Here is a 24805-nt window from a genome sequence, read left to right on the forward strand (position 1 = left end):
CAGGCGGTCTGAGACCGCTCATAATGACGCGCATTATACGAGGCCGAACGCGCCTCTGAACGGGATATTTAGGAGTCTTTTATGGCCGTCGCCCTGAGCACCCTGGTCGAAGAAGCCGACCGCTACCTTAACAGTGCCAAGATTGCCGATTATTGCCCCAACGGCCTGCAGGTCGAGGGGCGGCCGCAAGTGATGCGCATTGTCAGTGGTGTCACCGCGAGCCAGGCTTTGCTCGACGCCGCCGTGGAGGCCAATGCCGACCTGGTGCTGGTGCATCACGGCTACTTCTGGAAAGGCGAGAATCCGTGCATCACCGGCATGAAGCAGCGCCGCTTGAAGACCCTGCTCAAGCACGATATCAGCCTGCTGTCCTATCACCTGCCACTGGATCTGCACCCGGACGTCGGCAATAACGTGCAGCTCGCGCGGCAGCTCGACATTACCGTCGAAGGTCCGCTGGACCCGGACAACCTGAAGATCGTCGGCCTGGTCGGCTCGCTGAATGAGCCGATGACGCCCCGGGATTTCGCCCGCCGCGTGCAGGAAGTCATGGGCCGTGAGCCGCTGTTGATCGAAGGCAGCGCCATGATCCGCCGTGTCGGTTGGTGCACCGGTGGCGGCCAGGGTTACATCGACCAGGCCATTCTGGCCGGTGTCGATCTGTACCTCAGTGGTGAAGCTTCCGAGCAAACCTTCCACAGTGCCCGGGAAAACGACATCAGCTTCATCGCCGCCGGTCACCATGCGACCGAACGCTACGGCGTTCAGGCGCTGGGGGATTACCTGGCGCGGCGTTTTGCGCTGGAGCACATCTTCATCGATTGCCCGAATCCGATCTGAAAGCGCGAGATCCAGATACTGTAGGAGCGAGCTCGCTCGCGATAAACCTGAGAGCACCACGGGGTGTCAGATTCCCAGCGTTATCGTTGACGACCATCGCGAGCAGGCTCGCTCCCACAGGGGGCAGGGCGGCCAAACAGGCAGGCATATTCATATGCTCTTTCGATCTAGTTGGCGTCCTGATTAGAAGAGGTCGCTGTGCTAGGATCCCCGCTCGAACACGGCCCGCTGGCCGTTCATAAGAAAGCTTTCGTGAGTAGCCATGGTCGACAAACTGACGCATCTGAAACAGCTGGAGGCGGAAAGCATCCACATCATCCGCGAGGTGGCCGCCGAGTTCGACAACCCGGTGATGCTGTACTCCATCGGTAAAGACTCCGCCGTGATGCTGCATCTGGCACGCAAGGCGTTCTTCCCGGGCAAGCTGCCGTTTCCGGTGATGCACGTCGACACTCGCTGGAAATTCCAGGAGATGTACGCCTTCCGCGACAAGATGGTCGCCGAGCTGGGCCTGGACCTGATCACCCACGTCAACCCGGACGGCGTGGCGCAAGACATCAACCCGTTCACCCACGGCAGCGCCAAGCACACCGACATCATGAAGACCGAGGGCCTGAAGCAGGCACTCGACAAGCATGGTTTCGACGCAGCTTTTGGCGGCGCCCGTCGCGATGAAGAGAAATCCCGCGCCAAGGAGCGTGTGTACTCGTTCCGCGACAGCAAGCACCGCTGGGATCCGAAGAACCAGCGTCCCGAGCTGTGGAACGTCTACAACGGCAAGGTCAACAAGGGCGAGTCGATCCGCGTCTTCCCGTTGTCGAACTGGACCGAGCTGGACATCTGGCAGTACATCTACCTTGAAGGCATCCCGATCGTTCCGCTGTACTTCGCCGCCGAGCGTGAAGTCATCGAGAAGAACGGCACGCTGATCATGATCGACGACGAGCGCATCCTCGAACACCTGAGCGATGAAGAAAAAGCCCGCATCGTCAAAAAGAAAGTGCGTTTCCGTACCCTTGGTTGCTACCCGTTGACGGGCGCGGTGGAGTCCGAGGCCGAAAGCCTCACGGACATCATTCAGGAAATGCTCCTGACGCGAACTTCCGAGCGCCAGGGCCGTGTCATCGACCACGATGGCGCAGGCTCGATGGAAGACAAAAAACGTCAAGGTTATTTCTAAGGGGCTGTCATGTCGCATCAATCTGATTTGATCAGCGAGGACATCCTCGCCTACCTGGGCCAGCACGAACGTAAAGAGCTGCTGCGCTTTCTGACCTGCGGTAACGTCGACGACGGCAAGAGCACCCTGATCGGGCGCCTGCTGCACGACTCCAAGATGATCTACGAAGATCATCTGGAAGCGATTACCCGCGACTCGAAAAAAGTCGGCACCACCGGTGAAGACATCGACCTGGCGTTGCTGGTCGACGGTCTGCAGGCCGAGCGTGAACAAGGCATCACCATCGATGTCGCGTACCGCTACTTCTCCACCGCCAAGCGCAAATTCATCATTGCCGACACCCCCGGCCATGAGCAGTACACCCGCAACATGGCCACCGGTGCTTCCACCTGTGACCTGGCGATCATCCTGGTCGACGCCCGTTACGGCGTGCAGACCCAGACCCGTCGCCACAGCTTCATCGCCTCGTTGCTGGGCATCAAGCACATAGTCGTCGCCATCAACAAGATGGACCTCAAGGACTTCGACCAGGGCGTGTTCGAGTCGATCAAGGCCGACTACCTGCAGTTCGCCGAAGGCTTGAAGATGAAGCCGACCAGCATGCACTTCGTGCCGATGTCGGCCTTGAAGGGCGACAACGTGGTGAACAAGTCCGAGCGCTCGCCGTGGTACACCGGCCAGTCGCTGATGGAAATCCTCGAGACCGTGGAAGTGGCGGGCGACCGCAACTTCACCGACCTGCGTTTCCCGGTGCAGTACGTCAACCGTCCGAACCTGAATTTCCGTGGTTTCGCCGGTACGCTGGCCAGCGGCATCGTCAAGAAAGGCGACGAAGTCGTGGTGCTGCCGTCGGGCAAGAGCAGCCGCGTGAAGTCCATCGTCACCTTCGAAGGCGAGCTGGAACATGCAGGTCCAGGTCAGGCAGTCACGCTGACCATGGAAGATGAAATCGATATCTCCCGTGGCGACCTGCTGGTTCACGCCGACAACGTGCCGCCGGTGACCGACAGCTTCGAAGCCATGCTGGTGTGGATGGCTGAAGAGCCGATGCTGCCGGGCAAGAAATACGACATCAAGCGCGCCACCAGTTACGTGCCGGGCTCCATCGCCAGCATCGTCAACAAGGTCGACGTGAACACCCTGGAAGAGGGCCCGGCCAGCGCGTTGCAACTGAACGAAATCGGCAAGGTCAAGATCGCGCTCGACGCGCCGATTGCCCTCGACGGTTACGACAGCAATCGCACCACCGGCGCCTTCATCATCATTGACCGCTTGACCAACGGCACCGTTGGCGCGGGCATGATCGTCGCCCAGCCGCTGGCGCACGGCAGCTCCACGCACCACGGCAAACTGGCGCACGTCGCCACCGAAGAGCGCGCACAGCGCTTCGGCCAGCAACCGGCCACCGTGTTGTTCAGCGGCTTGTCGGGCGCGGGCAAAAGCACCCTGGCCTACGCGGTTGAACGCAAGCTGTTCGACCTGGGCCGTGCGGTGTTTGTGCTCGATGGCCAGAACCTGCGTCATGACCTGAACAAAGGTCTGCCACAGGATCGCGCCGGGCGTACCGAGAACTGGCGTCGTGCCGCGCACGTGGCGCGTCAGTTCAACGAAGCCGGTCTGCTGACCCTGGCGGCGTTCGTTGCACCGAGTGCCGAGGGCCGTGAACAGGCTCGGGAACTGATCGGCAAGGAGCGTCTGCTGACGGTCTACGTCCAGGCTTCGCCAACGGTCTGCGCCGAGCGTGATCCGCAAGGCCTGTACGCGGCGGCCGGGGATAACATCCCGGGCGAGTCCTTCCCGTACGACGTACCGCTGGATGCCGACCTGGTCATCGACACCCAATCCGTGTCGCTGGAAGAAGGCGTCAAGCAAGTGCTGGGTCTGCTGCGTGAGCGTGGCGCGATCTAAGCCCTGGCCGCAAAAAAGAAACCCGCCGATGAGTAATCACCGGCGGGTTTTTTTGTGTTTGGGAGGACGCCTTCGCGAGCAGGCTCGCTCCCACAAGGTCAGAGCTCACCAAAGATCAACTGTGGGAGCGAGCCCGCTCGCGAAGAGGCAGGAACATTCACCGAACTACTTGGCTGGATACTCGCGATGCATCTGCGCAAGCAGCGCATCCTTGTCCTGCCACATCTGGTTGATCCAGCCCTGAAATTGCAGGCGGTACTCACCGTCCTGGTCGTAGTTCTTGCCAATGAACTGCGGCGGAATCCTCAGCTCATCAAAATGCACCACCACGTCCGCTACGTTCCCGCACAATAAATCCCAGAAACCGGGACGCCCGGCGGGGTAGTGGATGGTCACGTTGACGATCGATTCCAGCTGCTCACCCATCGCATCCAGCACAAAGGCAATGCCACCAGCCTTGGGTTTGAGCAGGTACTTGAATGGCGATTGCTGTTGGGCATGCTTGCCCTCGGTGAAGCGCGTGCCTTCGACGAAGTTGAAAATGCCCACCGGGTTGTCGCGGAATTTCGCACAGGTCTTGCGCGTGGTTTCCAGGTCCTTGCCTTTCTTTTCCGGATGCTTCTCCAGGTACGCCTTGGAGTAGCGTTTCATGAACGGAAAGCCCAGCGCCCACCACGCCAGACCGATCACCGGGACCCAGATCAGCTCCTGCTTGAGAAAGAACTTCAGCGGTTGGATGCGCCGATTGAGCACGTATTGCAGCACCAGAATGTCGACCCAGCTCTGGTGGTTGCTGGTGATCAGGTACGAGTGCTGGTAGTCGAGACCCTGCAGGCCGCTGATGTGCCAGCGGGTGCGACGGACCAGGTTCATCCAGCCTTTGTTGATGCTGATCCAGGCTTCATGGGTATGGCTCATCAGCCAGCGTGCGATGCGCTGGGTGAGGGTGAACGGCAATACCTTGATGAGCGCCACGCAGAACAGGAACGAGCAGAGCAATATCGTGTTCAGCGCCAACAGCAGCGCGGCGATCACGCCGCGCAACGGGGCGGGTAGAAAATCCAGCATTTACACATCCATAGGTCGGTTGGCGGCTTGAATCGCGGTCAGGGCGATGGTGTAGACGATGTCATCGACCTGCGCGCCGCGGGGCAAATCGTTCACCGGTTTGCGCAGGCCTTGCAGCATCGGCCCGAGGCTGACGCAGTCGGCGCTGCGCTGCACGGCCTTGTGCGTGGTATTGCCGGTGTTGAGGTCGGGGAACACGTACACCGTGGCACGTCCGGCCACCTGGCTGTTCGGCGCCAATTGCCGGGCCACGTTTTCGTTGGCGGCGGCGTCGTACTGCAAGGGGCCGTCGATCAGCAGCGAGTGCTGTTGTTCGTGGGCGAGCAGGGTAGCCTCGCGGACCTTCTCGACTTCTTCGCCGCTCGCCGAATCGCCACTGGAGTAGCTGATCATCGCCACCCGTGGCGTGATGCCGAATGCGGCGGCCGAGTCAGCGCTTTGCAGGGCGATCTCGGCCAGTTCGCTGGCGCTTGGGTGCGGGTTCATCACGCAGTCGCCATAGACCAGCACCTCTTCCGGAAACAGCATGAAGAACACTGACGAGACCAGGGTGCAGCCCGGCGCCGTCTTGATCAATTGCAGGGCCGGGCGGATGGTGTTGGCGGTGGTGTTGATCACACCCGAGACGAGGCCGTCGACTTCATCCAGGGCCAACATCATGGTGCCGATCACCACGGTGTCTTCCAGTTGCTGCTCGGCCATCGGCGCGTTGAGGCTTTTGCTTTTGCGCAGCGCGACCATCGGCTCGACATAACGCTCGCGGATCAAGTCCGGATCAATGATCTCCAGGCCCGGTGGCAACTCGATGCCCTGGGCGCGGGCGACAGCCTGCACGTCCTCGGGCTTGGCCAGCAATACGCAGCGAGCGATGCCACGGGCCTGGCAGATCGCGGCGGCCTGCACGGTGAATGGCTCGCTGCCTTCGGGCAACACGATGCGCTTGTTGGCCGCCTGGGCGCGCTGGATCAATTGATAGCGGAACACCGCTGGCGACAGGCGCATCTCCCGCGGTGTACCGCAGCGCTGATGCAACCAGTTGGCATCGAGGTGGCTGGCGATGAAATCGGTGATGATTTCGGCGCGCTCGCGGTCATCGATGGGGATTTCCTTGTTCAGGCCATTGAGCAGGTTGGCGGTGTCGTAGGAGCCGGTACTCACCGACAGTACCGGCAGCCCGGCCTGCAGGGCGCCGCGGCACAGGTCCATGATGCGTGGGTCGGGCAGGGTGTCGCTGGTCAGCAGCAGGCCGGCCAGAGGCACGCCGTTCAAGGCCGCGAGGCTGACGGCGAGGATGATGTCGTCGCGGTCGCCGGGGGTCACCACCAGCACACCGGGCTTGAGCAACTCCACGGTGTTGCGCATGGTGCGGGCGCAAATGATGATCTTGGTCATGCGCCGGGTTTCATAATCACCGGCGTTGAGCACTTGCGCACCCATCAGGTCAGCGACGTCGCGGGTGCGCGGGGCGTTCAGTTCCGGCTGGAACGGAATGCAGCCGAGCAAGCGGAAATCACCGCTGCGCAGCAACGGCGAATGCTCCTTCAGGCGCGTGGCGAAGGCCTCCATGCTTTCCTCGGTCTTGACCTTGTTGAGGATCACGCCGAGGACTTTCGGGTCTTTCGGGCCGCCGAACAATTGCGCCTGCAACTCGACGCGACCGGAGAGCTCGGTCAGCACTTCGTTTTCCGGTGCCGAGACCAGGATCACCTCGGCGTCGAGGCTCTTGGCCAGGTGCAGGTTGACCCGCGCGGCGTAACTGGCGCTGCGGGTCGGCACCATGCCTTCGACGATCAGCACATCCTTGCCGACCGCGGCCTGCTGATACAGGGTGATGATTTCTTCGAGCAACTCATCGAGCTGGCCGTCGCCAAGCATGCGCTCGACATGGGCCAGCCCCAGTGGTTGAGGCGGTTTCAAACCGTGGGTACGCGCCACCAGTTCGGTGGAGCGTTCCGGGCCCGTGTCGCCCGGGTGCGGCTGGGCAATCGGTTTGAAAAAGCCGACCTTGAGCCCGGCCCGCTCAAGGGTACGCACCAGCCCGAGGCTGATGGAGGTCAGACCCACACCAAAATCGGTGGGCGCGATAAAAAAAGTTTGCATGCGGATTCTCTGAGGGAGCAGGCAATGGTGAGCGCCTATGACTGGCGATCTACCGAAATTCAGTCGCCAAGGTTATCGCTAACCGAGCCTTGTGCGCACCAACCGCAGGCAAAGGGCTGGCCTATTTTTTCCTGGCGCTGCGCAGGGTCCATGACCCAGGCGCGGGATTGCCAGGGTGGCTGGTGCCGCAGGTGCTGGGTATGACCGCAGGAAAGCTCGGCCATCCAGTGGCCGTCCTCGTCCTGATGAAAGCCTGTGACCGTCGAATCCCGTTTGTCCGGGTTGTGTTCGCTTTCGGACGATTGCTTCGCTAAACTTGGCCCTTCAATCTTCTTATGCAAAAGGTCTCGCCCCATGCTGATCGCCGCCAATAAGGCTGTCTCCATCGACTATACCCTGACCAACGACGCTGGTGAGGTCATCGACAGCTCCGCCGGCGGCGCGCCGCTGGTCTACCTGCAAGGCGCAGGCAACATCATCCCGGGTCTGGAAAAGGCTCTGGAAGGCAAGGCTGTCGGCGACGAACTGACCGTAGCCGTTGAACCGGAAGACGCTTACGGCGAATACGCTGCCGAACTGGTCAGCACCCTGAGCCGCAGCATGTTCGAAGGCGTCGACGAGCTGGAAGTGGGCATGCAGTTCCACGCTTCCGCTCCGGACGGCCAGATGCAGATCGTGACCATCCGTGATCTGGACGGCGACGACGTGACCGTTGACGGCAACCACCCGTTGGCCGGTCAGCGCCTGAATTTCCAGGTCAAGATCGTTGCCATCCGTGACGCCAGCCAGGAAGAAATCGCTCATGGCCACGTCCATGGCGAAGGTGGCCATCACCACTGATTTCTGCGCTAAGCTCAGATAACTGGAGAGGCGCCCTGTGGGCGCCTTTTTAGTCTGCGGCTGTCCCTGACGGCGCCGCCAAGTGGCTGTTTCGAAAAGAACACGGGAATCTGGAGTACGTCATGAGTGCTTTTCACGACCTTAAATTGACAGCCCTGGATGGTCAGGAGCTACCTCTGGCGCCTTTCAAAGGCCAAGTCGTGCTGGTGGTCAACGTCGCCTCCAAATGCGGCTTGACCCCGCAGTACGCGGCGCTGGAAAACCTCTACCAGCAATTCAAAGGCAAAGGCTTCAGTGTGCTCGGCCTGCCGTGCAATCAGTTTGCCGGGCAGGAACCGGGGACCGAGCAGGAGATCAAGGATTTCTGCAGTCTCAACTATGGCGTGACCTTTCCGTTGTCCAGCAAGCTGGAAGTCAACGGGCATGACCGTCATCAGTTGTACCGCTTGCTGGCGGGCGAGGGCGCGGAATTTCCCGGCGATATCACCTGGAACTTCGAGAAGTTCCTGCTGGGCAAGGACGGCCGTGTACTGGCACGGTTCTCGCCACGCACAGCGCCGGATGATCCGACCATTGTTCACGCAATTGAAAAAGCCCTGAGCTGACATCCCCCCCTCTCTCTGTAGGAGCAAGCTTGCTCGCGATGGTTGCAGGAACACCGCGGGGCATCAGACCGCCAGCGTTATCGTTGACCACCATCGCGAGCAAGCTCGCTCCTACATCACCTAAATCAATAGTGCTGTTCAGTACGTGCGAACCTCCATATTATCGCCGTCATAAAGTCATTCCCTGTGGAGCGTCCCATGCCCGTCAAAGCCCTGTTCAAACCGTTCCACCTCGGCACCCTCGAGCTGCCGACCCGCGTCGTCATGGCGCCGATGACCCGCTCCTTTTCTCCGGGTGGCGTACCTAACTCCAAAGTCATCGAATACTACCGTCGCCGCGCCGCTGCGGGCGTCGGCCTGATCATCACCGAAGGCACCATCGTCGGTCACAAGGCTTCCAACGGCTACCCGAACGTTCCGCATTTCTACGGCGAAGCGGCCCTGGCTGGCTGGAAGAAAGTCGTCGACGCCGTTCACGCCGAAGGCGGCAAGATCGTGCCGCAGTTGTGGCATGTCGGCAGCGTACGTCGTATCGGCACCGAACCGGACGCCAGCGTCCCGGGTTATGGCCCGTCGGAAAAACTCAAGGAAGGTCAGGTCGTGGTGCACGGCATGACGAAGCAGGATATCCAGGACGTGATCGCCGCGTTCGCCCAGGCCGCCAAGGATGCGCAGAGCATCGGCATGGATGGCGTGGAAATCCACGGTGCCCACGGTTACCTGATCGACCAGTTCTTCTGGGAAGGCAGCAACCAGCGTACCGACGAGTATGGCGGCAGCCTGGCCAACCGTTCGCGCTTCGCCATTGAATTGATTCAGGCCGTGCGTGCCGCGGTCGGTGAAGGTTTCCCGATCATCTTCCGTTTCTCCCAGTGGAAGCAGCAGGACTACACCGCGCGTCTGGTGCAAACCCCGGAAGCCTTGGGCGAGTTCCTCAAGCCGTTGGCTGACGCAGGCGTGGATATTTTTCACTGCTCGACCCGCCGCTTCTGGGAGCCTGAGTTCGATGGTTCCGAACTGAACCTGGCCGGCTGGACCCGCCAGCTCACCGGCAAACCAACCATCACCGTGGGCAGCGTCGGCCTGGACGGCGAGTTCCTGCAGTTCATGGTCAACACCGACAAGGTCGCACAGCCGGCCAGCCTGGAAAAACTGCTGGAGCGCCTGAACAACGACGAGTTCGACCTGGTGGCGGTCGGTCGTGCGTTGCTGGTGGACCCGGACTGGGCGCAGAAAGTGCGTGACGGCCGTGAGGAAGACATTCTGCCGTTCAGCCGTGAGGCGTTGATGACGCTGGTTTAAGCCGAGACTGGAGCGCCCCTTTCGCGAGCAGGCTCGCTCCCACAGGTTTTGTGCATGGCGCATAACCACTGTGGGAGCGAGCCTGCTCGCGAAGACTGACTCAAGAACACTGCAAATCAAGGAACAGTCGGCGCATTCGGCACCACCATCTCCCCGGCACAAGCCCCGCGCAATTGTCCCTCGAACTGCTCGATGATCGTCGCCCAGCCCTGGCGACTGGCATGCTGGCGCGCATTGAGACGCACATTGCGCAAGGTTTCCCTTTCCTCCAGCAGCCATGCCGCTGCATCACAGAACGCTGCCTCATCCCCCGGCATCGCCAACACGCCGTTGTAGCCATGACGAATATGCTGGGCCGCTGCTGCCTGATCGTAGGCCACCACGCCGAGCCCCGAGGCAAGTGCTTCTAGCACCACATTGCCGAACGTTTCAGTCAGGCTCGGAAACAGAAACACGTCGCCTGACGCGTAGTGACACGCGAGGGCTTCACCCCGCTGGGTACCGCAGAAAATCGCCTCGGGCATTTCGCTTTGCAGTTCCTGGCGCAGCGGGCCGTCACCAACCACGATCAGTTTCAGGATGCGCTGGGGATAACTCGCCTTGAGGGTATTGAAGGTGCGCTTGAGCAGTCCGAGGTTTTTTTCCGCGGCCAGGCGCCCGACATGAATGACGGCGATGTCTTCCTCGGCCAGCCCCCATTGTTCGCGCAGGGCATTCAAGCGTTTGGCCGGGTGAAACAGTTCGCTGTCGACCCCTCGGGACAGCAACGCCAGCCGCTCGAAATGCCGCCGCTCCAGCTCCATGCGCTGGCTGACGCTGGGCACCAGGGTCATGGTCGAGCGGTTGTGGAACCAGCGCAGGTAGTGAGTCAGCAGGCGTGTGAGCAAACCAAGCCCGTACTGGTTGGAGTACTGCTGGAAATTGGTGTGGAACCCGCTGACCACGGAAATCCCCAGTCGCCGCGCCGCACGCAGTGCAGAGAGACCCAGCGGACCCTCGGTGGCGATGTAGAGCACATCCGGGCGGTGACGCGTCCAGCGCCGCAGCAGTTTGTGCATCGACGACTGGCCCCATTGCAAACCGGGATAGCCCGGTAGCGGCCAGCCGCGGCACAGCAGCAACTCATCGTCGCTGCCCAACTGCTGGTCGCAACCCTGACGTGGTCGCACCAATTCCACTTGATGCCCGCGCGCGCGCAAGCCGTCGCACAAGCGACCAAGGGTATTGGCCACGCCGTTGATTTCGGGAGGGAAGGTTTCGGTGATCAGGGTGATATGCAGAGCTGTCGTCATGACCCCAGTGTCGGCTGGGGCCATGTCGTCAGTGTGACGTCGGGATGATGGATTTGTGACTTAGCGCTGAGCCACCAGGTTTTCCGCGCCGCGTTCACGCACCCAGAACAGCGTCGCCCCGGCCACGGCGGCCGGCATCATCAGGATGTTGACCACCGGAATCAGCAGCACCAGATAGACGCTGCCACCGAAACTCATGCTCTGCCAGCGCTTCTCGCGCAGCCAGCCAAGCATCTCGTTCCAGCCCAGCTTGTGGTTATCCGCCGGGTAATCGATGTACTGGATCGCCATCATCCACACCCCGAACAACAGCCACAGCGGCGCGGCGATGATGTTCACCACCGGGATGAACGAGAGAATGAACAGCCCGATCGCCCGGGGCAGAAAATAGCCGAGCTTGCGCATTTCCCGGGCCAGGGTGCGCGGGATCATCGCCACCAATTCGCCCCAGCTGAAGGCCGGAAAATCATCGGTGCCGCGCACCACCACTTCGACTTTCTCCGCGAGGAAGCCGTTGAACGGCGCGGCAATGACGTTGGCGAGCATGGTGAAGGTGAAGAACACCATCAGCACGACGAGCACCACGAACAGCGGCCAGAGGATGTAGCTGAGAAAACTCAGCCAGTCGGGCAGGGACGGCATCAGCGTGTCGACCCACAGGCTGAATTGATGGCCGGCCAGGTAGATCAATCCGACGAACAGCACCAGGTTGATTGCCAGCGGCAACAACACAAACAAACGCAGGCTGGGGCTCAGCACCAGCTTGAGGCCTTCGCGCAGGTATTGCGGGCCGGACAGGACAGGGGCGGGCATAAGGTGCTCCGGGCAGAGGGAAAACGCGCCGACCTTACCGGCTTTGCAGCATATGCGAAAGCGCGGTGGCGGTATTCACATTCACTGTAACAAAGACGTCGATATCGTCGGACAGATTACATAGAGACCACCTATGAGCTGGATTGTTAAACCGTATTTCCTTAATCTTCGCCCCCTCGATACGCTGCACCCAATCTTTTACAGGACGGTCGGGTTCAAGCCTTCCCCAAGTGCTTTCAACCGTTCTTTTTTATTCCAGCCGGCAATCCGGCGTTCCGCGCCAGGTGTTCCGGGCCGGTCAACAGGAGCAGGTCATGTCTGAAGTCCGTCATTCGCGAGTGATTATTCTCGGTTCCGGCCCTGCCGGTTACAGCGCTGCGGTCTATGCCGCCCGTGCCAACCTCAAGCCACTGCTGATCACCGGCATGCAGGCCGGCGGTCAACTGACCACCACCACCGAAGTCGACAACTGGCCGGGCGACGTCCACGGCCTGACCGGCCCGGCGCTGATGGAGCGGATGCGCGAGCACGCCGAGCGCTTTGAAACCGAGATCGTTTTCGATCACATCAATGCCGTGGACTTCGCTGCCAAGCCATACACCCTGACCGGCGACAGCGCGACTTACACCTGCGACGCCCTGATCATCGCCACCGGTGCCAGCGCTCGTTACCTGGGCCTGCCTTCGGAAGAAGCGTTCATGGGCAAAGGCGTCTCCGCCTGTGCAACCTGCGACGGTTTCTTCTATCGCAACAAGCCGGTTGCCGTGGTCGGTGGCGGTAACACTGCTGTCGAAGAAGCCCTGTACCTGGCCAACATCGCCAGCAAGGTCACCCTGATCCACCGTCGCGAAACTTTCCGCGCCGAGAAGATCCTGATCGACAAGCTGAACGCCCGCGTTGCCGAAGGCAAGATCGAGCTCAAGCTCAACGCAACCCTGGATGAAGTGCTGGGCGACAACATGGGCGTGACCGGTGCCCGCCTGAAGAACAACGACGGCAGCTTCGACGAAGTGAAAGTCGACGGCGTGTTCATCGCCATCGGCCACACGCCGAACACCTCGCTGTTCGAAGGCCAGTTGACCCTGAAAGACGGCTACCTGGTTGTACAGGGCGGCCGTGACGGCAACGCCACTGCCACCAACCTGGAAGGCATCTTCGCCGCCGGGGACGTGGCTGATCACGTGTACCGTCAGGCCATCACCTCGGCCGGCGCCGGTTGCATGGCGGCACTGGATGCCGAGCGTTACCTGGACAATCTGCAGAACGCTTGATTCTGTAGAAACGAAAAAACCGGCTTCGGCCGGTTTTTTTGTGCCTTCGGAAAATACATATGCCCCTGTAGGAGCGAGCTCGCTCGCGATGGTCGTAAACGATAACGCTGGGAGCCTGACACCCCCGCAGGGCTCTCAGGTTCTTCGCGAGCATGCTCGCTCCTACAGAGGGCGCTGTGGATCAGGCCAGTTTCTTCAAGCATGCCTCAAGGATATCCAGCCCTTCCTCCAGCACCGCCGCCTCGGTGGTCAACGGCGCCAACAACCGGATGATGTGCCGCGACTTGCCGCTGGGCATCAGCAGCAACCCGGCGTCTCGCGCCAGCGCCAGCAGTTGCGTCAGTTGCGCTGGAGCCGGTGTGCCATCGGTGTTGATCAACTCGATGCCACGCATGGCGCCGACGCCGGTCAGGCGACCCAGGTACGGCGTCAGCTTGCTTGAGCGCCAGGCTTGGTAGCGACCGACAATCGCCTCTTCCTGTTGCGTGCCCCAGGCGTGCAGGTTGGCATCGGTCATTTCGTCCAGGGTCGCGAGTGCCGCAGCGCAGGCGATGGGGTTGCCGGAGTAGGTGCCGCCGAGGCCGCCCTTGGGCAAGTTATCCAGTAGCGATTTACGCCCGACCACCGCTCCCAGCGGCACGCCGCCGGCGATACTTTTACCGAGCAGGATCAAGTCAGGCTCGATACCCAGTCGCGAAAATGCAAAGCGCTGGCCGGTACGACCGAAACCGGACTGGATTTCATCGGCGATCAGCACAATGCCCTTGTCGTCGCAGAATTTGCGCAGTACCTGAGCGAACTCGGCCTCCATCGCCAGGAAACCTGCTTCGCCCTGCACCGGTTCGACGATAAAACAGGCGACGTCTTCGACATCGATCTCGACGTTGAACAACCGCTCCATGGCCTTTAGCGCGTCAGCGCAAGTCACGCCGTTGTCCTGACTGGGGAAAGGCAGGTGATAAACCGGCCCCGGCAGCACGCCGACTTTCTGCTTGTAGGGCGCGACTTTGCCATTGAGGTTGAGCGTGGCGAGCGTGCGGCCGTGAAACGCGCCGTCGAAGGCGATGACCGCGGTACGGCCAGTGGCACCACGGACGATCTTCAGGGCGTTCTCCGCCGCTTCCGCGCCGCTGTTGGTGAGCATGCCGCTGACCGGGTAATCCACTGGCATGAACGCGCTGAGGCGATCCATCAGTTCGAGGTAAGGCACATGGGGTGCGGCGTTGAACGCATAGTGGGTCAGCCGGCTGGCCTGTTCGCGAATGGCCTCGACGATGCGCGGATGGCAATGGCCGAGGTTCAACACACCGATGCCACCGACAAAGTCGATGTAGCGTTTGCCATCGGTGTCCCAGACCTCGGCGTTTTTGCCGTGGCTGAGCGTGACGGGGTGAACGATGTTGATCGACTGGCTGATGGTTTCGCTGCGCATGAAATACCGGCTCGGAAGAAGGAGGGCTTCTTTTTATCTAAGCCGCGAGCGGTGGTACGGGGCAAACGAAATAAAGTCGCCGGGTCAATCTTAAAAGTCGGGTTGTGTTTGTGATCAATTCCGCGCCATGAACGCAAAACCTGTAGGAGCGAGCTTGCTCGCGATGGTAGTGAACGATAACGCTGGGAGCCTGACACCCCGTGGCGTTCTTCAGTCCATCGCGAGCAGGCTCGCTCCTACAGTACAGCGGTTAGCGGCGGGTCAGCGGTGGCTGAGTGAATTTCACCCCGGCCAGACCATGGGTAATCAACGCGCGGATATTGCCGTGATCGCTGCCTTCAGGCGTCGCCAGTACCGAACGGTAGTGCTCGCCGAACGCCAGCAGGGCTTCTGCATCGCTCAAGCCTTCGAGCAGTGCCAGACCCAGGGTCTTGCACGAACCTTCGTTCTGCCCGGCCGCGTTTTCCACGCCGCCATTGTTGAAGGCCTGAGGCTGATAGTCGTAGCCGGCGGCAATGAAGGCCAGGGTGTCGGCGAAGGCGTGTTCGCCGCTGTTGAGGCTGGCGCGCAGGGTGTTCAAATCACTCATTGGGTTTTCCTTTGGCGAACGCCGCTTGTTGTTCGGCGTTGGCTTCTTGCTGATATTGGGCTTTCCATTCGGCGTAAGGCATGCCGTAAACCACTTCGCGGGCTTCGTCGAGGCTGACCTCGATCTGGCGTTCGTCAGCCGCCGCCTTGTACCACTTGGACAGGCAGTTGCGGCAGAAGCCCGAGAGGTTCATCAGGTCGATGTTCTGCACATCCTTGCGGCTGTCCAGGTGGGCCACCAGCCGGCGAAAGGCGGCGGCTTCGAGTTCCAGGCGTTGTTGATCGGTCATGGTGGTCTCTGCGAGACAGCTTCAAGCGGCAAGCTTCAAGCTGCAAGTTGGATGGCGGTGGCTGCAAGTTTACAGCTTGGCGCTTGTGGCTTGAAGCTAGCGACTCGCTGCAAGCGTAATCGATACCGACTCGGCGAATCGCAGGGCGTGAGGCTTGTCGACCTCGACCTCGGCGTACAGCACCGACTCGTTGGCCATGACCAGATCCAGCAGTTCCTGGGTCAGGCGTTCGAGCAGTGCAAAGCGGTTGCCTTCCACGTGGGCGATGATCGCCTTGGTGATCGTGCGGTAGTTCAACGCGTGATCGATGTCGTTGTCCCGTACCGCTTCCTGGGCTGCGTACAGGATGGTGAGGTTGATTAGCACATCCTGCTTGTTGAGGATTTCATCCTCATTGATGCCGATGAAGGTACGCAGGCACAGGTCTTTGACCCGGATGCGTGCCATGCCTGGTTGAAGTTGTGGCATTGCTACTTGCTCCGTCCAATCAATTGCAGGAACTCCTGGCGGGTGTTGCTCGACTCGCGGAAGGCGCCGAGCATTACCGAGGTGTTCATGGTCGAATTCTGTTTCTCGACGCCGCGCATCATCATGCACATGTGCTGCGCTTCGATGACCACTGCGACGCCTGCGGCACTGGTTACCTGTTGCACGGCGTCGGCGATTTGCCGGGTGAGGTTTTCCTGGATCTGCAGGCGCCGGGCGAACATGTCCACCAGCCGCGCAATCTTCGACAGGCCCAGCACCTTGCCGGTTGGAATATAAGCCACATGCGCCTTGCCGATGAAGGGCAGCATGTGGTGTTCGCAAAGCGAGTAAAGCTCGATGTTGTCGACGATCACCATTTCATCGTTGTCGGAGGCGAACAGCGCGCCATTGACGATCTCCTCGACACTTTGCTCGTAGCCATGGCAAAGGTACTGCATGGCTTTGGCCGCGCGCATCGGCGTATCGAGCAACCCTTCGCGGTCGGGGTTTTCGCCGACGCCGATGAGGATTTCGCGATAGCTCTGGGACAGGGCGTTCTGGGGCAGGGATAACGTCATGGAAAATCCTCGCGGGACACTTATTTGATGTGCCTTCCGCCGTTGACGGTCAGGGTGGTGCCGGTGACATAAGGGTTGTCGAGCAGATAGCGCAGGCTCTGGTAGATCACTTCGCTGCCGGGCTCGATGCCCAGTGCGGACTTGGCCAGCGCCTTGGCGCGGTAGGCCGCGTCGTCCTCAGGGTTGAACAGTAGCAGGGCCGGCGCGATCCCGTTGACCTTGATGGCCGGCGCGTACCTGGCGGCGAAGGACAGGGTCAGGCTGTCGAGCCCGGCTTTGCTGGCGCAATAGCCGATGTGCTTGCTGCTGCCCCTGCGGGTCACGTCATCGCTGATGTGCACGATGTCGGCGGGGCTCGAGCGTTGCAGCAGTTCGGCGCAATGCAGGTTGATCAGGTAAGGCGCCAGCATGTGCACGCTGAACATGCGGGTGAATGCTGCGGCGTCAGTGTCCGGTGTTTCGGCCAGCCATTCGGAGGCGTTGTGGACAATCGCCCGCAAACAGTCGGTGTGGGTTTTCAGTTCGCCGATGAAGGCGAGGATCCCGGCTTCGCTGGCGAAGTCTGCGAACACTGCGGTGGCCCCCAGGTCGCGCAGGGCTTGCACGCCGGGACGCTCGCTGCGGTAGCTGAAGATCACGCGATGGCCATCTTCCAGCAGTCGCCGGGCGCAGTGCAGGCCGACACGCTGGCCGGCGCCGGTAATGAGGATAGGGGCTGCGGAAGAAGTCATGAACGGCTCGCATCGCGGTGAGAGCAAAACTATACCAGCGACGCAAGCAGTCTACCTATTTGCGCAGCATCCTTTGTGGGGGCGAGCCTGCTCGCGAATGCAGTGGGTCAGTCAACAATGATGTCGAACGTTCCGGCGTCTTCGCGAGCAGGCTCGCTCCCACAGGGGGGGTATCAGTGGTTTTGGGTGGAGGGTTCGGCGGGCAATGGTCGTGCCGGCGTGCTGTTCAGCCAATTGGCCAGCAGACGGGTCGACAGCGGGATGAAGAAATACACCATCAACGGCGTCAGGCACAGGGTGCTGATGAACACGCGGGGCAGTAGCGCCATCTCGCTCAGCAGCGGCCCCAGTGCAAAGTTGAACAGCAGTGAAACCGGAAAGAACGCCAGCCAGATCGCCACGGCCTGTTTCCAGCGCGGCGGGCGTTGGCCGGTGGCACCGAACCAGCCCTCGATGCCGCTGACCCGATGTTCTGTCGGGTGGGCGAACAGGTCGCTGCCGCGTCCGAGCCAGGCGCTGCGCGAGGCGGAATGCTCCCAGACATGCAGGGTCTGCTCGTCGGCGAAGCGGAAGATAATCTGGAACTCGTCATCGCCGGGCGGCGGTGCGAGTACGCCGGAGCCGAGGTAGCCAGGAAAGTCGGTGGCCAGTTGTTCGCCTTCGCGCAGCCAGGCGATCAGGTCTTGATAGCGACCATTGGCAACGCGGCGCGCGACCATCAGCGTGACGGGTGGGGTAGACATTGTGTATCTCCAAAAGACATTCGCGTCGCTCCGGATAGGAACTTCGCCAGGCGCAGCGCCGGGGTGGTGGGCTGCGACTCGGAACAAGCAAGGATTATTCCTGATCCGCTCAGTCACGTCTGCGACGTTTTTCGTTGATTCGCGGCATGGAATTTTTTTACGGAATCTTTACGGGGCAGGCGAGTTAGAATAAGGCCCGGACGATACAGGGATGTTGCAACAGGATGCCCGTACTTACTGACGATACTTCTGGCTCTACGCAGATTGTCCCTCTCGAACAGGAAGAACTTTTTCCCATTCGCGAGGTGGCGCGCCTGACAGGTGTCAACCCGGTCACGCTGCGCGCATGGGAGCGACGCTACGGACTGGTCGTGCCGACACGCACTGAAAGTGGGCATCGCCTGTATTCTCTGACCGATATTGAGCGGGTTCGCAGCATTCTCGACTGGATCGAGCGCGGTGTTGCAGTCAGCAAGATTGGCAAGATCCTGGCAGCGGCCGAGCCGCTCAAGGCGTTGTCGCACATCATCCCCGGCAACCTGGTCGAAGCCGATTATGCGCAGTGGCAGCGGCAGGTTCTTGCTGCGGTCAAAGGGTTTGACGACATTCGACTGGAGCAGGTCTACGGGCAAATCTTTTCCAGTTACACCCTGCCGGTGGTGTTTCAGGACATTCTGATTCCTGTCTGGAAGCGGTTGTTGCAACGTCAGGACCAGTTCGGTGGAGCCAGCGAGTGGTTATTTCTGGACGGTTTTCTACGTTCCCGGGTGTTGCAGCGTCTGTTGTTGCTGCGCGAAAAACAACCGCGCCGCGTGGTCATCTGTGCCCTGGTTGGCCATTGCCGGGAACTGGAACTGTTGGTCGCTGCCCTGTTCCTGAGTTCCGGACCAACCGCCGTTCGAGTGCTGAACATGGGCCAGCCGTTCGAGGAGCTGGCGTTGATGTGTGAAAGGATCAAGCCGTTGGCGCTGGTACTGTTTTCCAATCACGTGCCGGCTCCCGAATTGCCCCGGCGCTTGAATCGCCTGGCGATGAGCCTGGATTGTCAATTGATGTTGGCCGGTGATGCTTCTGACCTGGCGCAGGAGAGCCTCGCCGGGTCATCGATCGGTTGCCTGGGCAATGACGGGGAGGTCATGAGCCAGCGTCTGAAACAGTTCCTGGCGGGTATTCTGGATACTTGAGATTCAGAGATGCAGCGCTGGATGAGTCAAGCGATGCTGTTGCAGGATGAACTGGCGCAGACGCTCGGTTTCGTCCGTATCACTCTGGCTCAGCTGATAGGCGTAGAAGCCCTGTTCGTTTTCTTTCTCGAAAGTGCCGCGCAAGGCAATCCGCTCGTAGCCTGACGGGCTGAACCACAAGGCGAAATGCTTTGGCGGCTTGGTCTTGTTGCGAACCTCCAGCAAAACCCCTTTGCACGACACTTCGTGTACCAACAGGGCGCCGGGTTGACCCTTGGCGTTTTCCAGTGCTACTGGTTCGTCCAGTACCAGGCGCCAAGGCCGGACCATCGGCCCGTCTTCATAGATGCTCGGCACGCCGAGACGCAAGTGCAGCGCATGGAACTCGTCTTCCACCAGGTGCAGGGGGAAGGTCATCTGCTGGTTTTCGAAGCTGGCGTGAATGGTGACCTGCTCATGGGCCGCCAGGCGGGTGAGCAGGTCACGGATTTGCGATCCACCGTTGACGAGCAGGCTCGACGTCGCGTCCCGTACATTGAGTTGCGGGTTGTGCTGCATGGTCTGGATGAAATCCAGCTCATCCTGGGTCAGGAGTGCGTCGCGTTGCATGGCCAGCTCGAAAGGTATAGTTACAAAGTCAGTGGTGATTGTATTTACTGACCATTAATTCCGGATTTGGTTTTTGCCGTTCGTCGCCTTGAGCGCAGCAAGCTCGGCCTGGAGTTCAGCCAGTTGCCCCTCCAATTGAGCCACGCGCTGTTGCGCCTTGACCTGCGCGGTGACGTCTTTCTGTACACCGACAAAGTAGGTTTGCCCGTCCGCTGAATTTTTCACCGTTGAAAGGGACAGCTCATTCCAGAACGGTGTGCCGTCCTTGCGGTAGTTGCGCAGTATTTCCCGACAGGAACCTTCCTTGTTCAAGGCCTCGCGGATCAACGGCAGGGCTTCCTGGTCACGGTCCCCCGACTGCAGGAAGCGACAATCCTGATAGAGAATTTCTTCGCTGGAGTACCCCGTCAGGCGTTCGAACGCGGGGTTGACGTAAATGAGGATCTTGTCTTGATCGCCTTCCTTTTCAGCAATCACGATACCGTCATTGGAGGCGTTGATGGCCAGTTGCAGCAGTTTTGCGTTGATCATCGGAGTATCCTTTCCTGATTGATTGTCGATTGCATTCTAAAAGAACAATCCCGACCGTGCTGTTAATATCCGGGTCTTTTACTCGGATTCAGGATCAGATTGATGAAAGTCGCCATCATTTCCGGCTCGGTGTACGGCACGGCCGAAGAAGTTGCCCGCCACGCCGCCAGCCTGTTGAAAGCCGCCGGTTTCGAAACCTGGCACAACCCCCGTGCGACCTTGGCCGATGTCCAGGCGTTTGGCCCCGAAGCCTTTCTGGCAGTGACGTCGACCACTGGCATGGGCGAGCTGCCGGACAACCTGCAACCGCTGTATTCAAGCATTCGTGACCTATTGCCAGCGGCCTGGCGCGGTTTGCCGGGTGCAGTGATAGGCCTGGGCGATGCGAGCTATGGCGACACTTTTTGTGGCGGCGGCGAGCAGATGCGTGAATTGTTCGGTGAACTGGGCGTTCGCGAAGTACTGCCAATGCTGCGCCTGGATGCCAGCGAAAGTGTGACACCCGAAACGGACGCCGAGCCCTGGCTGGCGGAACTGATCAGCGCACTTCGCGCCTGACCATTGCCACGGCACCCATTTCGGTCAGGGTTCTGACAGTGCAGTAAACGCTGCCTGCCAGACCCTTGCCGGCGCCGGTCATTTGACATGGATCCAGAGCAGCCGGGTGACTGACTCGCTGGGTCATCAAGCTGGCTGCCAATGCAACTACACGAACCCGGATGGCTGACTAGACTCGTTATTCATTGGAAACACTCCATAATAAAAACCGAGGTTCCTAGTCGTGAGCGTAGCCCCCGTCCAATCCCCCCAGAGTGTCAAAGGCCTGGTCAGCCCCGCCGAATGGCAAACCCGCGTCGACCTCGCTGCCTGTTATCGTCTGGTGGCCCAGCATGGCTGGGATGATCTGATTTTTACCCACATCTCCGCTAAAGTGCCGGGCACCGAAGACTTCCTGATCAACCCGTTCGGGTTGATGTTTCATGAAATGACCGCGTCGAGTCTGGTCAAGGTGGATCAGGCCGGCAACAAACTGATGGACAGCCCTTACGAGATCAATCCGGCGGGCTACACCATCCACAGTGCCGTGCATGAAGTCCGTCACGATGTCGTCTGCGTGCTCCACACCCACACGGCTTCGGGGGTTGCCGTGTCGGCACAGAAACAGGGGGTCTTGCCGATCAGCCAACAGTCGTTGTTCGTGCTTTCCAGCCTGGCCTACCACGCCTACGAAGGTGTGGCGCTCAATCATGAAGAGAAAGTCCGGCTGCAGGCCGACCTCGGTGAAAACAATTTCCTGATGCTGCATAACCACGGTCTGCTGACCTGCGGCAGCTCCATCGCCGATACGTTCCTGATGATGTTTACCTTTCAGCGTGCCTGCGACATTCAGGTCATGGCGCAAAACGGTGCCGCTGAGCTGATCGCCATCGAACCGCAGATTCTGGCCGGCGCCAAAGCCATGATCGCGGGTGTCACCAGAAGTGCTCAAGGAATGGGCGGAGCGCTGGCCTGGCCAGCGCTGCTGCGCAAACTCGATAAACTGGATCCGGGTTATAAACTCTGATGGAACTCGCCGAGATCCCTTTGTGTGTCTGGCGCAAACGCAGCCGGGAGTTCGTATTCCGTGGCCAGAGCATCCGTTACTGGACGGCAGGGCAGGGTGAGCCGTTGTTGCTCATTCACGGCTTTCCGTCCGCCAGTTGGGACTGGCATTACCTGTGGCAGCCATTGACCCAGCGTTTTCGCGTGATCGCTTGCGACATGCTGGGCTTCGGCGATTCGGCCAAACCGGCGAATCACGAATACAGCCTGCTGGAACAAGCGGATCTGCAACAGGCACTGCTTGAACACTTGAGTGTCGAGCAGCCGGTGCACCTGTTCGCCCACGATTATGGCGACAGCGTGGCCCAGGAACTGCTGGCCCGGCATTACGAATCGAAGGTGGAACTGGCCAGTTGCGTGTTTCTCAATGGCGGGTTGTTTCCGGAAACCCATCGCCCGCTACTGATGCAAAAACTCTTGCTCAGCCCTTTGGGCTGGGTGATTGGCCGCGCCTTCAGTCGCGATGGTCTGGTGAGAAGTTTCCAGCAGATTTTCGGTCCGCAGACCCGGCCCAGTGAAAGCCAGATGGATGATTTCTGGAGCCTGGTCGAAAGCCATCACGGGCCACGGATCATGCACAAATTGATCGCCTACATCCCGGAGCGGCGTGTCTGGCGCAACCGCTGGGTGAGCGCGATGCAACGCGGTGAAGTGCCGCTGCGGGTGATCGATGGCGGGGTCGATCCGGTCTCCGGCGTGCACATGGTCGAGCGTTATCGGGAACTGATATCGGACGCGGACACCGTGGTGTTGCCCGACGTAGGCCACTACCCACAGATCGAGGCGCGCGGCGAGGTGCTCAAGCACTACCTGGCGTTTCGCGATCAGTTGCTCTTGCCGCCGCGCAAGGTGGCGTGTTCCTGAATCTTGAATTGAATTGATGTGGCGAGAGGGCTTGCCCCCTCGCCACAGGGTTCGTGTCTACTTTTCCTTCAATCATCCCCCAGCCTTATCGCGCACCATTCAGCCTCCCCCGTGTTGATTGTGACCCACAGCGTCGTGCCTGAAACTCGGACTCATCGTCCCTTGGCCTGCTGGAGTCCCCCCCATGAATGAGTCTGTGCGCTTCGAAGATAAAGTCGTGATCATCACCGGTGCCGGTGGTGGCCTGGGTCGGGCGCATGCACTGCTGTTCGCCAAACAGGGCGCCAGGGTGCTGGTCAACGATCTTGGCGGCTCGGCCCAGGGCGAAGGCGCCAACGCTTCGGCCGCCGACCGCGTGGTCGCGGACATTCGCGAGGCCGGCGGCATCGCCGAGGCCAACCATGACTCGGTCACCGACGGCGACAAACTGGTGCAGCACGCCCTGGACGTCTTCGGTCGTGTCGACGTGGTGGTCAACAACGCCGGGATCCTGCGCGACAAGACCTTCCACAAAATGGAAGACGCCGACTGGGACCTGGTTTACCGCGTCCACGTCGAAGGCGCCTATAAAGTCACCCGCGCCGCCTGGCCACACATGCGCGAACAGAACTACGGCCGGGTGATTTTCACCGCGTCGACCTCGGGCATCTATGGCAACTTCGGCCAGTCCAACTACGGCATGGCCAAGCTCGGTCTCTATGGGCTGACCCGCACCCTGGCCATCGAAGGCCGCAAGAACAACATCCTGGTCAACGCCATCGCCCCCACCGGCGGTACACGCATGACCGAAGGCCTGATCCCGCCGCAAGTCTTCGAACAGCTCAAACCGGAACTGGTCAGCCCGCTGGTAGTGTACCTGGGCAGCGAGAATTGCCAGGAAACCTCCGGCCTGTTCGAAGTCGGCGGCGGCTGGATGGGCAAGGTCCGCTGGGAGCGCAGCCTCGGCGTCGGGTTCGATCCACGGGCGGGTTTCTCCCCGGAAGACGTGGCGGCGCACTGGCAGCAGATTTGCGACTTTGAAGGGGCAGCGCATCCGAAGGACAACATCGAAGCGCTGAAGGAAATGATGGGGAATTTGCAGCGGTATTCGCTCTGATAGTGCCGGCAAGGTCACATTGACTGACCTTGCCGGTTGTTGCATGTATTGACTGGAAACCGTTGGCTAACGATTAGCCTGGAAAGTATTTGAAGACCAGGGCCTTCAGATTGGCGGCGGTTTGTGCGTCCATTTTCCCGTCGTAATTTTCTGGACGAAAATGCATCTGGAATGCCCGCACCAACTGTTTAAAACCGCCTTCCGTTGAAGCACCCGAAATATCGTATCCATAGGTTTTGAACAAACCCAGCAATTCGCTTCGGGCCGGGATGCCCGATGTCCTGTATTGGCACAGATACTTGTCCCGAGTGCTTTCATCGAACCAGGCGCCGACGCCTTTCAAGTGCAGCGCCTGCCAGGGAAACATAGGCCCCGGGTCGCTTTTGCGGCCGATCGAAACATCGGAGTGGCCCAGAACCTGCGTCGGTGTGATATCCGGATAGCGTTTGAGGATGTTCAGTGCCAGTTGTTCAATCGCAGCAATCTGCTCGGGGTGATACGGCGGGAAGATGAATTCGCCGTTGTTGTCAGTTGCCAGATTGACGATTTCAATGCCGATGGACGTGTCATTCAGATTGCTGCGGTTACCCCACTGACTGACGCCCGCGTGCCACGCACGATTGGTTTCATCCACCAGGCTGAAAATTTCCTGCCCGGTATAGCCGGCCTTCAGATAGCTGGGGTCGGTAATGTCTGGAACCAGATAGTGCGCGCTGACGTTTGGACCGGTCAGCACATTGATCGAACTGGTGAAGTTGCCCGCCGTGTAGTGAAGGATCAGAAAGCGTACTCGACTGTTGACACTTCTGATCGAACGATACTGGTTGTAGTTGATGGGTTTCATGGTTGCACTCGCAATAAGTAAGTTTG

27 protein-coding genes are annotated in these 24805 nt (G+C 60.2%); 12 read left to right on the forward strand and 15 right to left on the reverse strand.

Annotation, left to right across the window (positions count from 1 at the left end; genetic code table 11):
• The first annotated feature begins 81 nt into the window (after window positions 1–81).
• The 3 genes from ACEN8E_RS03705 to cysN all read left to right on the forward strand — a co-directional run bounded on the left by ACEN8E_RS03705 (window position 82) and on the right by cysN (window position 3928).
• Window positions 82–840, forward strand: coding sequence for a Nif3-like dinuclear metal center hexameric protein (locus ACEN8E_RS03705; protein WP_218429307.1), 759 nt, complete (start codon window positions 82–84; stop codon window positions 838–840).
• A 262-nt stretch (window positions 841–1102) separates the two neighbouring features.
• Window positions 1103–2020: a sulfate adenylyltransferase subunit CysD gene (gene cysD, locus ACEN8E_RS03710; RefSeq protein WP_413421089.1), complete on the forward strand. Its 918-nt coding sequence runs from the start codon at window positions 1103–1105 to the stop codon at window positions 2018–2020.
• A 9-nt stretch (window positions 2021–2029) separates the two neighbouring features.
• Entirely contained in the window at window positions 2030–3928 is a 1899-nt protein-coding gene (gene cysN / locus ACEN8E_RS03715; protein ID WP_413421087.1) for a sulfate adenylyltransferase subunit CysN, read from the forward strand.
• 165 nt (window positions 3929–4093) lie between these two features.
• On the opposite strand, the gene yihG is transcribed toward cysN, so the two are convergent.
• The 3 genes from yihG to ACEN8E_RS03730 are packed head-to-tail and all read right to left on the reverse strand — an operon-like array spanning window position 4094 to window position 7482.
• Window positions 4094–4996: a 1-acylglycerol-3-phosphate O-acyltransferase, YihG family gene (yihG, locus tag ACEN8E_RS03720; RefSeq protein ID WP_495591471.1), complete on the reverse strand. Its 903-nt coding sequence runs from the start codon at window positions 4994–4996 to the stop codon at window positions 4094–4096.
• Complete coding sequence (gene pta, locus ACEN8E_RS03725) at window positions 4997–7096, reverse strand: phosphate acetyltransferase (RefSeq protein WP_495591472.1); 2100 nt, start codon at window positions 7094–7096, stop codon at window positions 4997–4999.
• Between the two features lie 59 nt (window positions 7097–7155).
• On the reverse strand, window positions 7156–7482 hold the full coding sequence (locus ACEN8E_RS03730) for a DUF3565 domain-containing protein (RefSeq protein WP_495591473.1): 327 nt from the start codon (window positions 7480–7482) through the stop codon (window positions 7156–7158).
• Between ACEN8E_RS03730 and ACEN8E_RS03735 the strand changes: the two genes are divergently transcribed.
• From ACEN8E_RS03735 to ACEN8E_RS03745, 3 genes are all read left to right on the forward strand, one after another.
• Window positions 7451–7936, forward strand: a complete 486-nt coding sequence (locus ACEN8E_RS03735; RefSeq protein ID WP_007942189.1) for an FKBP-type peptidyl-prolyl cis-trans isomerase — start codon at window positions 7451–7453, stop codon at window positions 7934–7936. The genes ACEN8E_RS03730 and ACEN8E_RS03735 overlap by 32 nt on opposite strands.
• A gap of 122 nt (window positions 7937–8058) precedes the next feature.
• The gene (locus ACEN8E_RS03740) at window positions 8059–8541 is read left to right on the forward strand and encodes a glutathione peroxidase (protein WP_127925852.1); all 483 of its coding nucleotides are present in this window, start codon (window positions 8059–8061) and stop codon (window positions 8539–8541) included.
• 198 nt (window positions 8542–8739) lie between these two features.
• Complete coding sequence (locus ACEN8E_RS03745) at window positions 8740–9843, forward strand: NADH:flavin oxidoreductase (RefSeq protein ID WP_495591474.1); 1104 nt, start codon at window positions 8740–8742, stop codon at window positions 9841–9843.
• A 116-nt stretch (window positions 9844–9959) separates the two neighbouring features.
• Here the strand turns inward: ACEN8E_RS03745 and ACEN8E_RS03750 are convergent, their stop codons facing one another.
• Together ACEN8E_RS03750 and cysZ are read right to left on the reverse strand one after the other, a co-directional pair.
• Window positions 9960–11159: a glycosyltransferase family 4 protein gene (locus ACEN8E_RS03750; protein ID WP_495591475.1), complete on the reverse strand. Its 1200-nt coding sequence runs from the start codon at window positions 11157–11159 to the stop codon at window positions 9960–9962.
• Between the two features lie 36 nt (window positions 11160–11195).
• Window positions 11196–11948: a sulfate transporter CysZ gene (gene cysZ / locus ACEN8E_RS03755; RefSeq protein WP_495591476.1), complete on the reverse strand. Its 753-nt coding sequence runs from the start codon at window positions 11946–11948 to the stop codon at window positions 11196–11198.
• A 314-nt stretch (window positions 11949–12262) separates the two neighbouring features.
• On the opposite strand from cysZ, the gene trxB reads away from it, so the two are divergent.
• Entirely contained in the window at window positions 12263–13219 is a 957-nt protein-coding gene (gene trxB / locus ACEN8E_RS03760; RefSeq protein ID WP_007970300.1) for a thioredoxin-disulfide reductase, read from the forward strand.
• 181 nt (window positions 13220–13400) lie between these two features.
• Here trxB and ACEN8E_RS03765 read toward each other — a convergent pair whose 3' ends face one another.
• The 7 genes from ACEN8E_RS03765 to ACEN8E_RS03795 form a co-directional block, all read right to left on the reverse strand.
• Window positions 13401–14651 carry a 2-aminoadipate transaminase gene (locus ACEN8E_RS03765; protein ID WP_495591477.1) on the reverse strand — a complete coding sequence of 417 codons (1251 nt, stop codon included), beginning with the start codon at window positions 14649–14651 and terminating at the stop codon, window positions 13401–13403.
• Window positions 14652–14901: 250 nt separating this feature from the next.
• Entirely contained in the window at window positions 14902–15240 is a 339-nt protein-coding gene (locus ACEN8E_RS03770) for a HopJ type III effector protein (RefSeq protein WP_495591478.1), read from the reverse strand.
• Window positions 15233–15529: a DUF1244 domain-containing protein gene (locus ACEN8E_RS03775; RefSeq protein ID WP_007986756.1), complete on the reverse strand. Its 297-nt coding sequence runs from the start codon at window positions 15527–15529 to the stop codon at window positions 15233–15235. The genes ACEN8E_RS03770 and ACEN8E_RS03775 overlap by 8 nt, the downstream gene beginning before the upstream one ends.
• 96 nt (window positions 15530–15625) lie before the next feature.
• Window positions 15626–15997 carry a dihydroneopterin triphosphate 2'-epimerase gene (gene folX, locus ACEN8E_RS03780; protein ID WP_201195761.1) on the reverse strand — a complete coding sequence of 124 codons (372 nt, stop codon included), beginning with the start codon at window positions 15995–15997 and terminating at the stop codon, window positions 15626–15628.
• A gap of 2 nt (window positions 15998–15999) precedes the next feature.
• The gene (folE, locus tag ACEN8E_RS03785) at window positions 16000–16575 is read right to left on the reverse strand and encodes a GTP cyclohydrolase I FolE (protein WP_495591479.1); all 576 of its coding nucleotides are present in this window, start codon (window positions 16573–16575) and stop codon (window positions 16000–16002) included.
• Between the two features lie 20 nt (window positions 16576–16595).
• Window positions 16596–17306 (reverse strand): dihydromonapterin reductase, encoded by a 711-nt coding sequence (folM, locus tag ACEN8E_RS03790; RefSeq protein WP_495591480.1) that lies wholly within the window; start codon window positions 17304–17306, stop codon window positions 16596–16598.
• Between the two features lie 173 nt (window positions 17307–17479).
• On the reverse strand, window positions 17480–18049 hold the full coding sequence (locus ACEN8E_RS03795; protein WP_495591481.1) for an antibiotic biosynthesis monooxygenase: 570 nt from the start codon (window positions 18047–18049) through the stop codon (window positions 17480–17482).
• Between the two features lie 224 nt (window positions 18050–18273).
• Between ACEN8E_RS03795 and ACEN8E_RS03800 the strand changes: the two genes are divergently transcribed.
• On the forward strand, window positions 18274–19233 hold the full coding sequence (locus ACEN8E_RS03800) for a MerR family transcriptional regulator (protein ID WP_495591482.1): 960 nt from the start codon (window positions 18274–18276) through the stop codon (window positions 19231–19233).
• Between the two features lie 3 nt (window positions 19234–19236).
• Here ACEN8E_RS03800 and ACEN8E_RS03805 read toward each other — a convergent pair whose 3' ends face one another.
• Window positions 19237–19842 (reverse strand): hypothetical protein, encoded by a 606-nt coding sequence (locus tag ACEN8E_RS03805; RefSeq protein ID WP_495591483.1) that lies wholly within the window; start codon window positions 19840–19842, stop codon window positions 19237–19239.
• Window positions 19843–19896: 54 nt separating this feature from the next.
• Entirely contained in the window at window positions 19897–20373 is a 477-nt protein-coding gene (locus ACEN8E_RS03810; protein ID WP_495591484.1) for a PAS domain-containing protein, read from the reverse strand.
• Window positions 20374–20475: 102 nt separating this feature from the next.
• Here ACEN8E_RS03810 and ACEN8E_RS03815 point away from each other — a divergent pair, with 102 nt between their 5' ends.
• The 4 genes from ACEN8E_RS03815 (at window position 20476) to ACEN8E_RS03830 (ending at window position 23935) form a co-directional block, all read left to right on the forward strand.
• The gene (locus ACEN8E_RS03815) at window positions 20476–20931 is read left to right on the forward strand and encodes a flavodoxin (RefSeq protein WP_495591485.1); all 456 of its coding nucleotides are present in this window, start codon (window positions 20476–20478) and stop codon (window positions 20929–20931) included.
• Window positions 20932–21154: 223 nt separating this feature from the next.
• Window positions 21155–21937, forward strand: coding sequence for a class II aldolase/adducin family protein (locus tag ACEN8E_RS03820; RefSeq protein ID WP_495591486.1), 783 nt, complete (start codon window positions 21155–21157; stop codon window positions 21935–21937).
• Complete coding sequence (locus ACEN8E_RS03825; protein WP_495591487.1) at window positions 21937–22839, forward strand: alpha/beta fold hydrolase; 903 nt, start codon at window positions 21937–21939, stop codon at window positions 22837–22839. The genes ACEN8E_RS03820 and ACEN8E_RS03825 overlap by 1 nt, the downstream gene beginning before the upstream one ends.
• A 184-nt stretch (window positions 22840–23023) precedes the next feature.
• Entirely contained in the window at window positions 23024–23935 is a 912-nt protein-coding gene (locus ACEN8E_RS03830) for an SDR family oxidoreductase (RefSeq protein ID WP_495591488.1), read from the forward strand.
• A gap of 73 nt (window positions 23936–24008) precedes the next feature.
• On the opposite strand, the gene ACEN8E_RS03835 is transcribed toward ACEN8E_RS03830, so the two are convergent.
• Window positions 24009–24779, reverse strand: a complete 771-nt coding sequence (locus tag ACEN8E_RS03835; protein WP_495591489.1) for an N-acetylmuramoyl-L-alanine amidase — start codon at window positions 24777–24779, stop codon at window positions 24009–24011.
• Window positions 24780–24805 lie beyond the last annotated feature (26 nt).

The sequence above is a fragment of the Pseudomonas sp. Pseusp9 genome, assembly GCF_059491265.1.

What these genes read in the sequence shown, in the direction of transcription:
- ACEN8E_RS03705 (WP_218429307.1), top strand. Translation starts at nt 82, where the DNA reads ATGGCCGTCGCCCTGAGCACCCTGGTCGAAGAAGCCGACCGCTACCTT.
- cysD (WP_413421089.1), top strand. Translation starts at nt 1,103, where the DNA reads ATGGTCGACAAACTGACGCATCTGAAACAGCTGGAGGCGGAAAGCATC.
- cysN (WP_413421087.1), top strand. Translation starts at nt 2,030, where the DNA reads ATGTCGCATCAATCTGATTTGATCAGCGAGGACATCCTCGCCTACCTG.
- yihG (WP_495591471.1), bottom strand. Translation starts at nt 4,996, where the DNA reads ATGCTGGATTTTCTACCCGCCCCGTTGCGCGGCGTGATCGCCGCGCTG.
- pta (WP_495591472.1), bottom strand. Translation starts at nt 7,096, where the DNA reads ATGCAAACTTTTTTTATCGCGCCCACCGATTTTGGTGTGGGTCTGACC.
- ACEN8E_RS03735 (WP_007942189.1), top strand. Translation starts at nt 7,451, where the DNA reads ATGCTGATCGCCGCCAATAAGGCTGTCTCCATCGACTATACCCTGACC.
- ACEN8E_RS03730 (WP_495591473.1), bottom strand. Translation starts at nt 7,482, where the DNA reads ATGGAGACAGCCTTATTGGCGGCGATCAGCATGGGGCGAGACCTTTTG.
- ACEN8E_RS03740 (WP_127925852.1), top strand. Translation starts at nt 8,059, where the DNA reads ATGAGTGCTTTTCACGACCTTAAATTGACAGCCCTGGATGGTCAGGAG.
- ACEN8E_RS03745 (WP_495591474.1), top strand. Translation starts at nt 8,740, where the DNA reads ATGCCCGTCAAAGCCCTGTTCAAACCGTTCCACCTCGGCACCCTCGAG.
- ACEN8E_RS03750 (WP_495591475.1), bottom strand. Translation starts at nt 11,159, where the DNA reads ATGGCCCCAGCCGACACTGGGGTCATGACGACAGCTCTGCATATCACC.
- cysZ (WP_495591476.1), bottom strand. Translation starts at nt 11,948, where the DNA reads ATGCCCGCCCCTGTCCTGTCCGGCCCGCAATACCTGCGCGAAGGCCTC.
- trxB (WP_007970300.1), top strand. Translation starts at nt 12,263, where the DNA reads ATGTCTGAAGTCCGTCATTCGCGAGTGATTATTCTCGGTTCCGGCCCT.
- ACEN8E_RS03765 (WP_495591477.1), bottom strand. Translation starts at nt 14,651, where the DNA reads ATGCGCAGCGAAACCATCAGCCAGTCGATCAACATCGTTCACCCCGTC.
- ACEN8E_RS03770 (WP_495591478.1), bottom strand. Translation starts at nt 15,240, where the DNA reads ATGAGTGATTTGAACACCCTGCGCGCCAGCCTCAACAGCGGCGAACAC.
- ACEN8E_RS03775 (WP_007986756.1), bottom strand. Translation starts at nt 15,529, where the DNA reads ATGACCGATCAACAACGCCTGGAACTCGAAGCCGCCGCCTTTCGCCGG.
- folX (WP_201195761.1), bottom strand. Translation starts at nt 15,997, where the DNA reads ATGCCACAACTTCAACCAGGCATGGCACGCATCCGGGTCAAAGACCTG.
- folE (WP_495591479.1), bottom strand. Translation starts at nt 16,575, where the DNA reads ATGACGTTATCCCTGCCCCAGAACGCCCTGTCCCAGAGCTATCGCGAA.
- folM (WP_495591480.1), bottom strand. Translation starts at nt 17,306, where the DNA reads ATGACTTCTTCCGCAGCCCCTATCCTCATTACCGGCGCCGGCCAGCGT.
- ACEN8E_RS03795 (WP_495591481.1), bottom strand. Translation starts at nt 18,049, where the DNA reads ATGTCTACCCCACCCGTCACGCTGATGGTCGCGCGCCGCGTTGCCAAT.
- ACEN8E_RS03800 (WP_495591482.1), top strand. Translation starts at nt 18,274, where the DNA reads ATGCCCGTACTTACTGACGATACTTCTGGCTCTACGCAGATTGTCCCT.
- ACEN8E_RS03805 (WP_495591483.1), bottom strand. Translation starts at nt 19,842, where the DNA reads ATGCAACGCGACGCACTCCTGACCCAGGATGAGCTGGATTTCATCCAG.
- ACEN8E_RS03810 (WP_495591484.1), bottom strand. Translation starts at nt 20,373, where the DNA reads ATGATCAACGCAAAACTGCTGCAACTGGCCATCAACGCCTCCAATGAC.
- ACEN8E_RS03815 (WP_495591485.1), top strand. Translation starts at nt 20,476, where the DNA reads ATGAAAGTCGCCATCATTTCCGGCTCGGTGTACGGCACGGCCGAAGAA.
- ACEN8E_RS03825 (WP_495591487.1), top strand. Translation starts at nt 21,937, where the DNA reads ATGGAACTCGCCGAGATCCCTTTGTGTGTCTGGCGCAAACGCAGCCGG.
- ACEN8E_RS03830 (WP_495591488.1), top strand. Translation starts at nt 23,024, where the DNA reads ATGAATGAGTCTGTGCGCTTCGAAGATAAAGTCGTGATCATCACCGGT.
- ACEN8E_RS03835 (WP_495591489.1), bottom strand. Translation starts at nt 24,779, where the DNA reads ATGAAACCCATCAACTACAACCAGTATCGTTCGATCAGAAGTGTCAAC.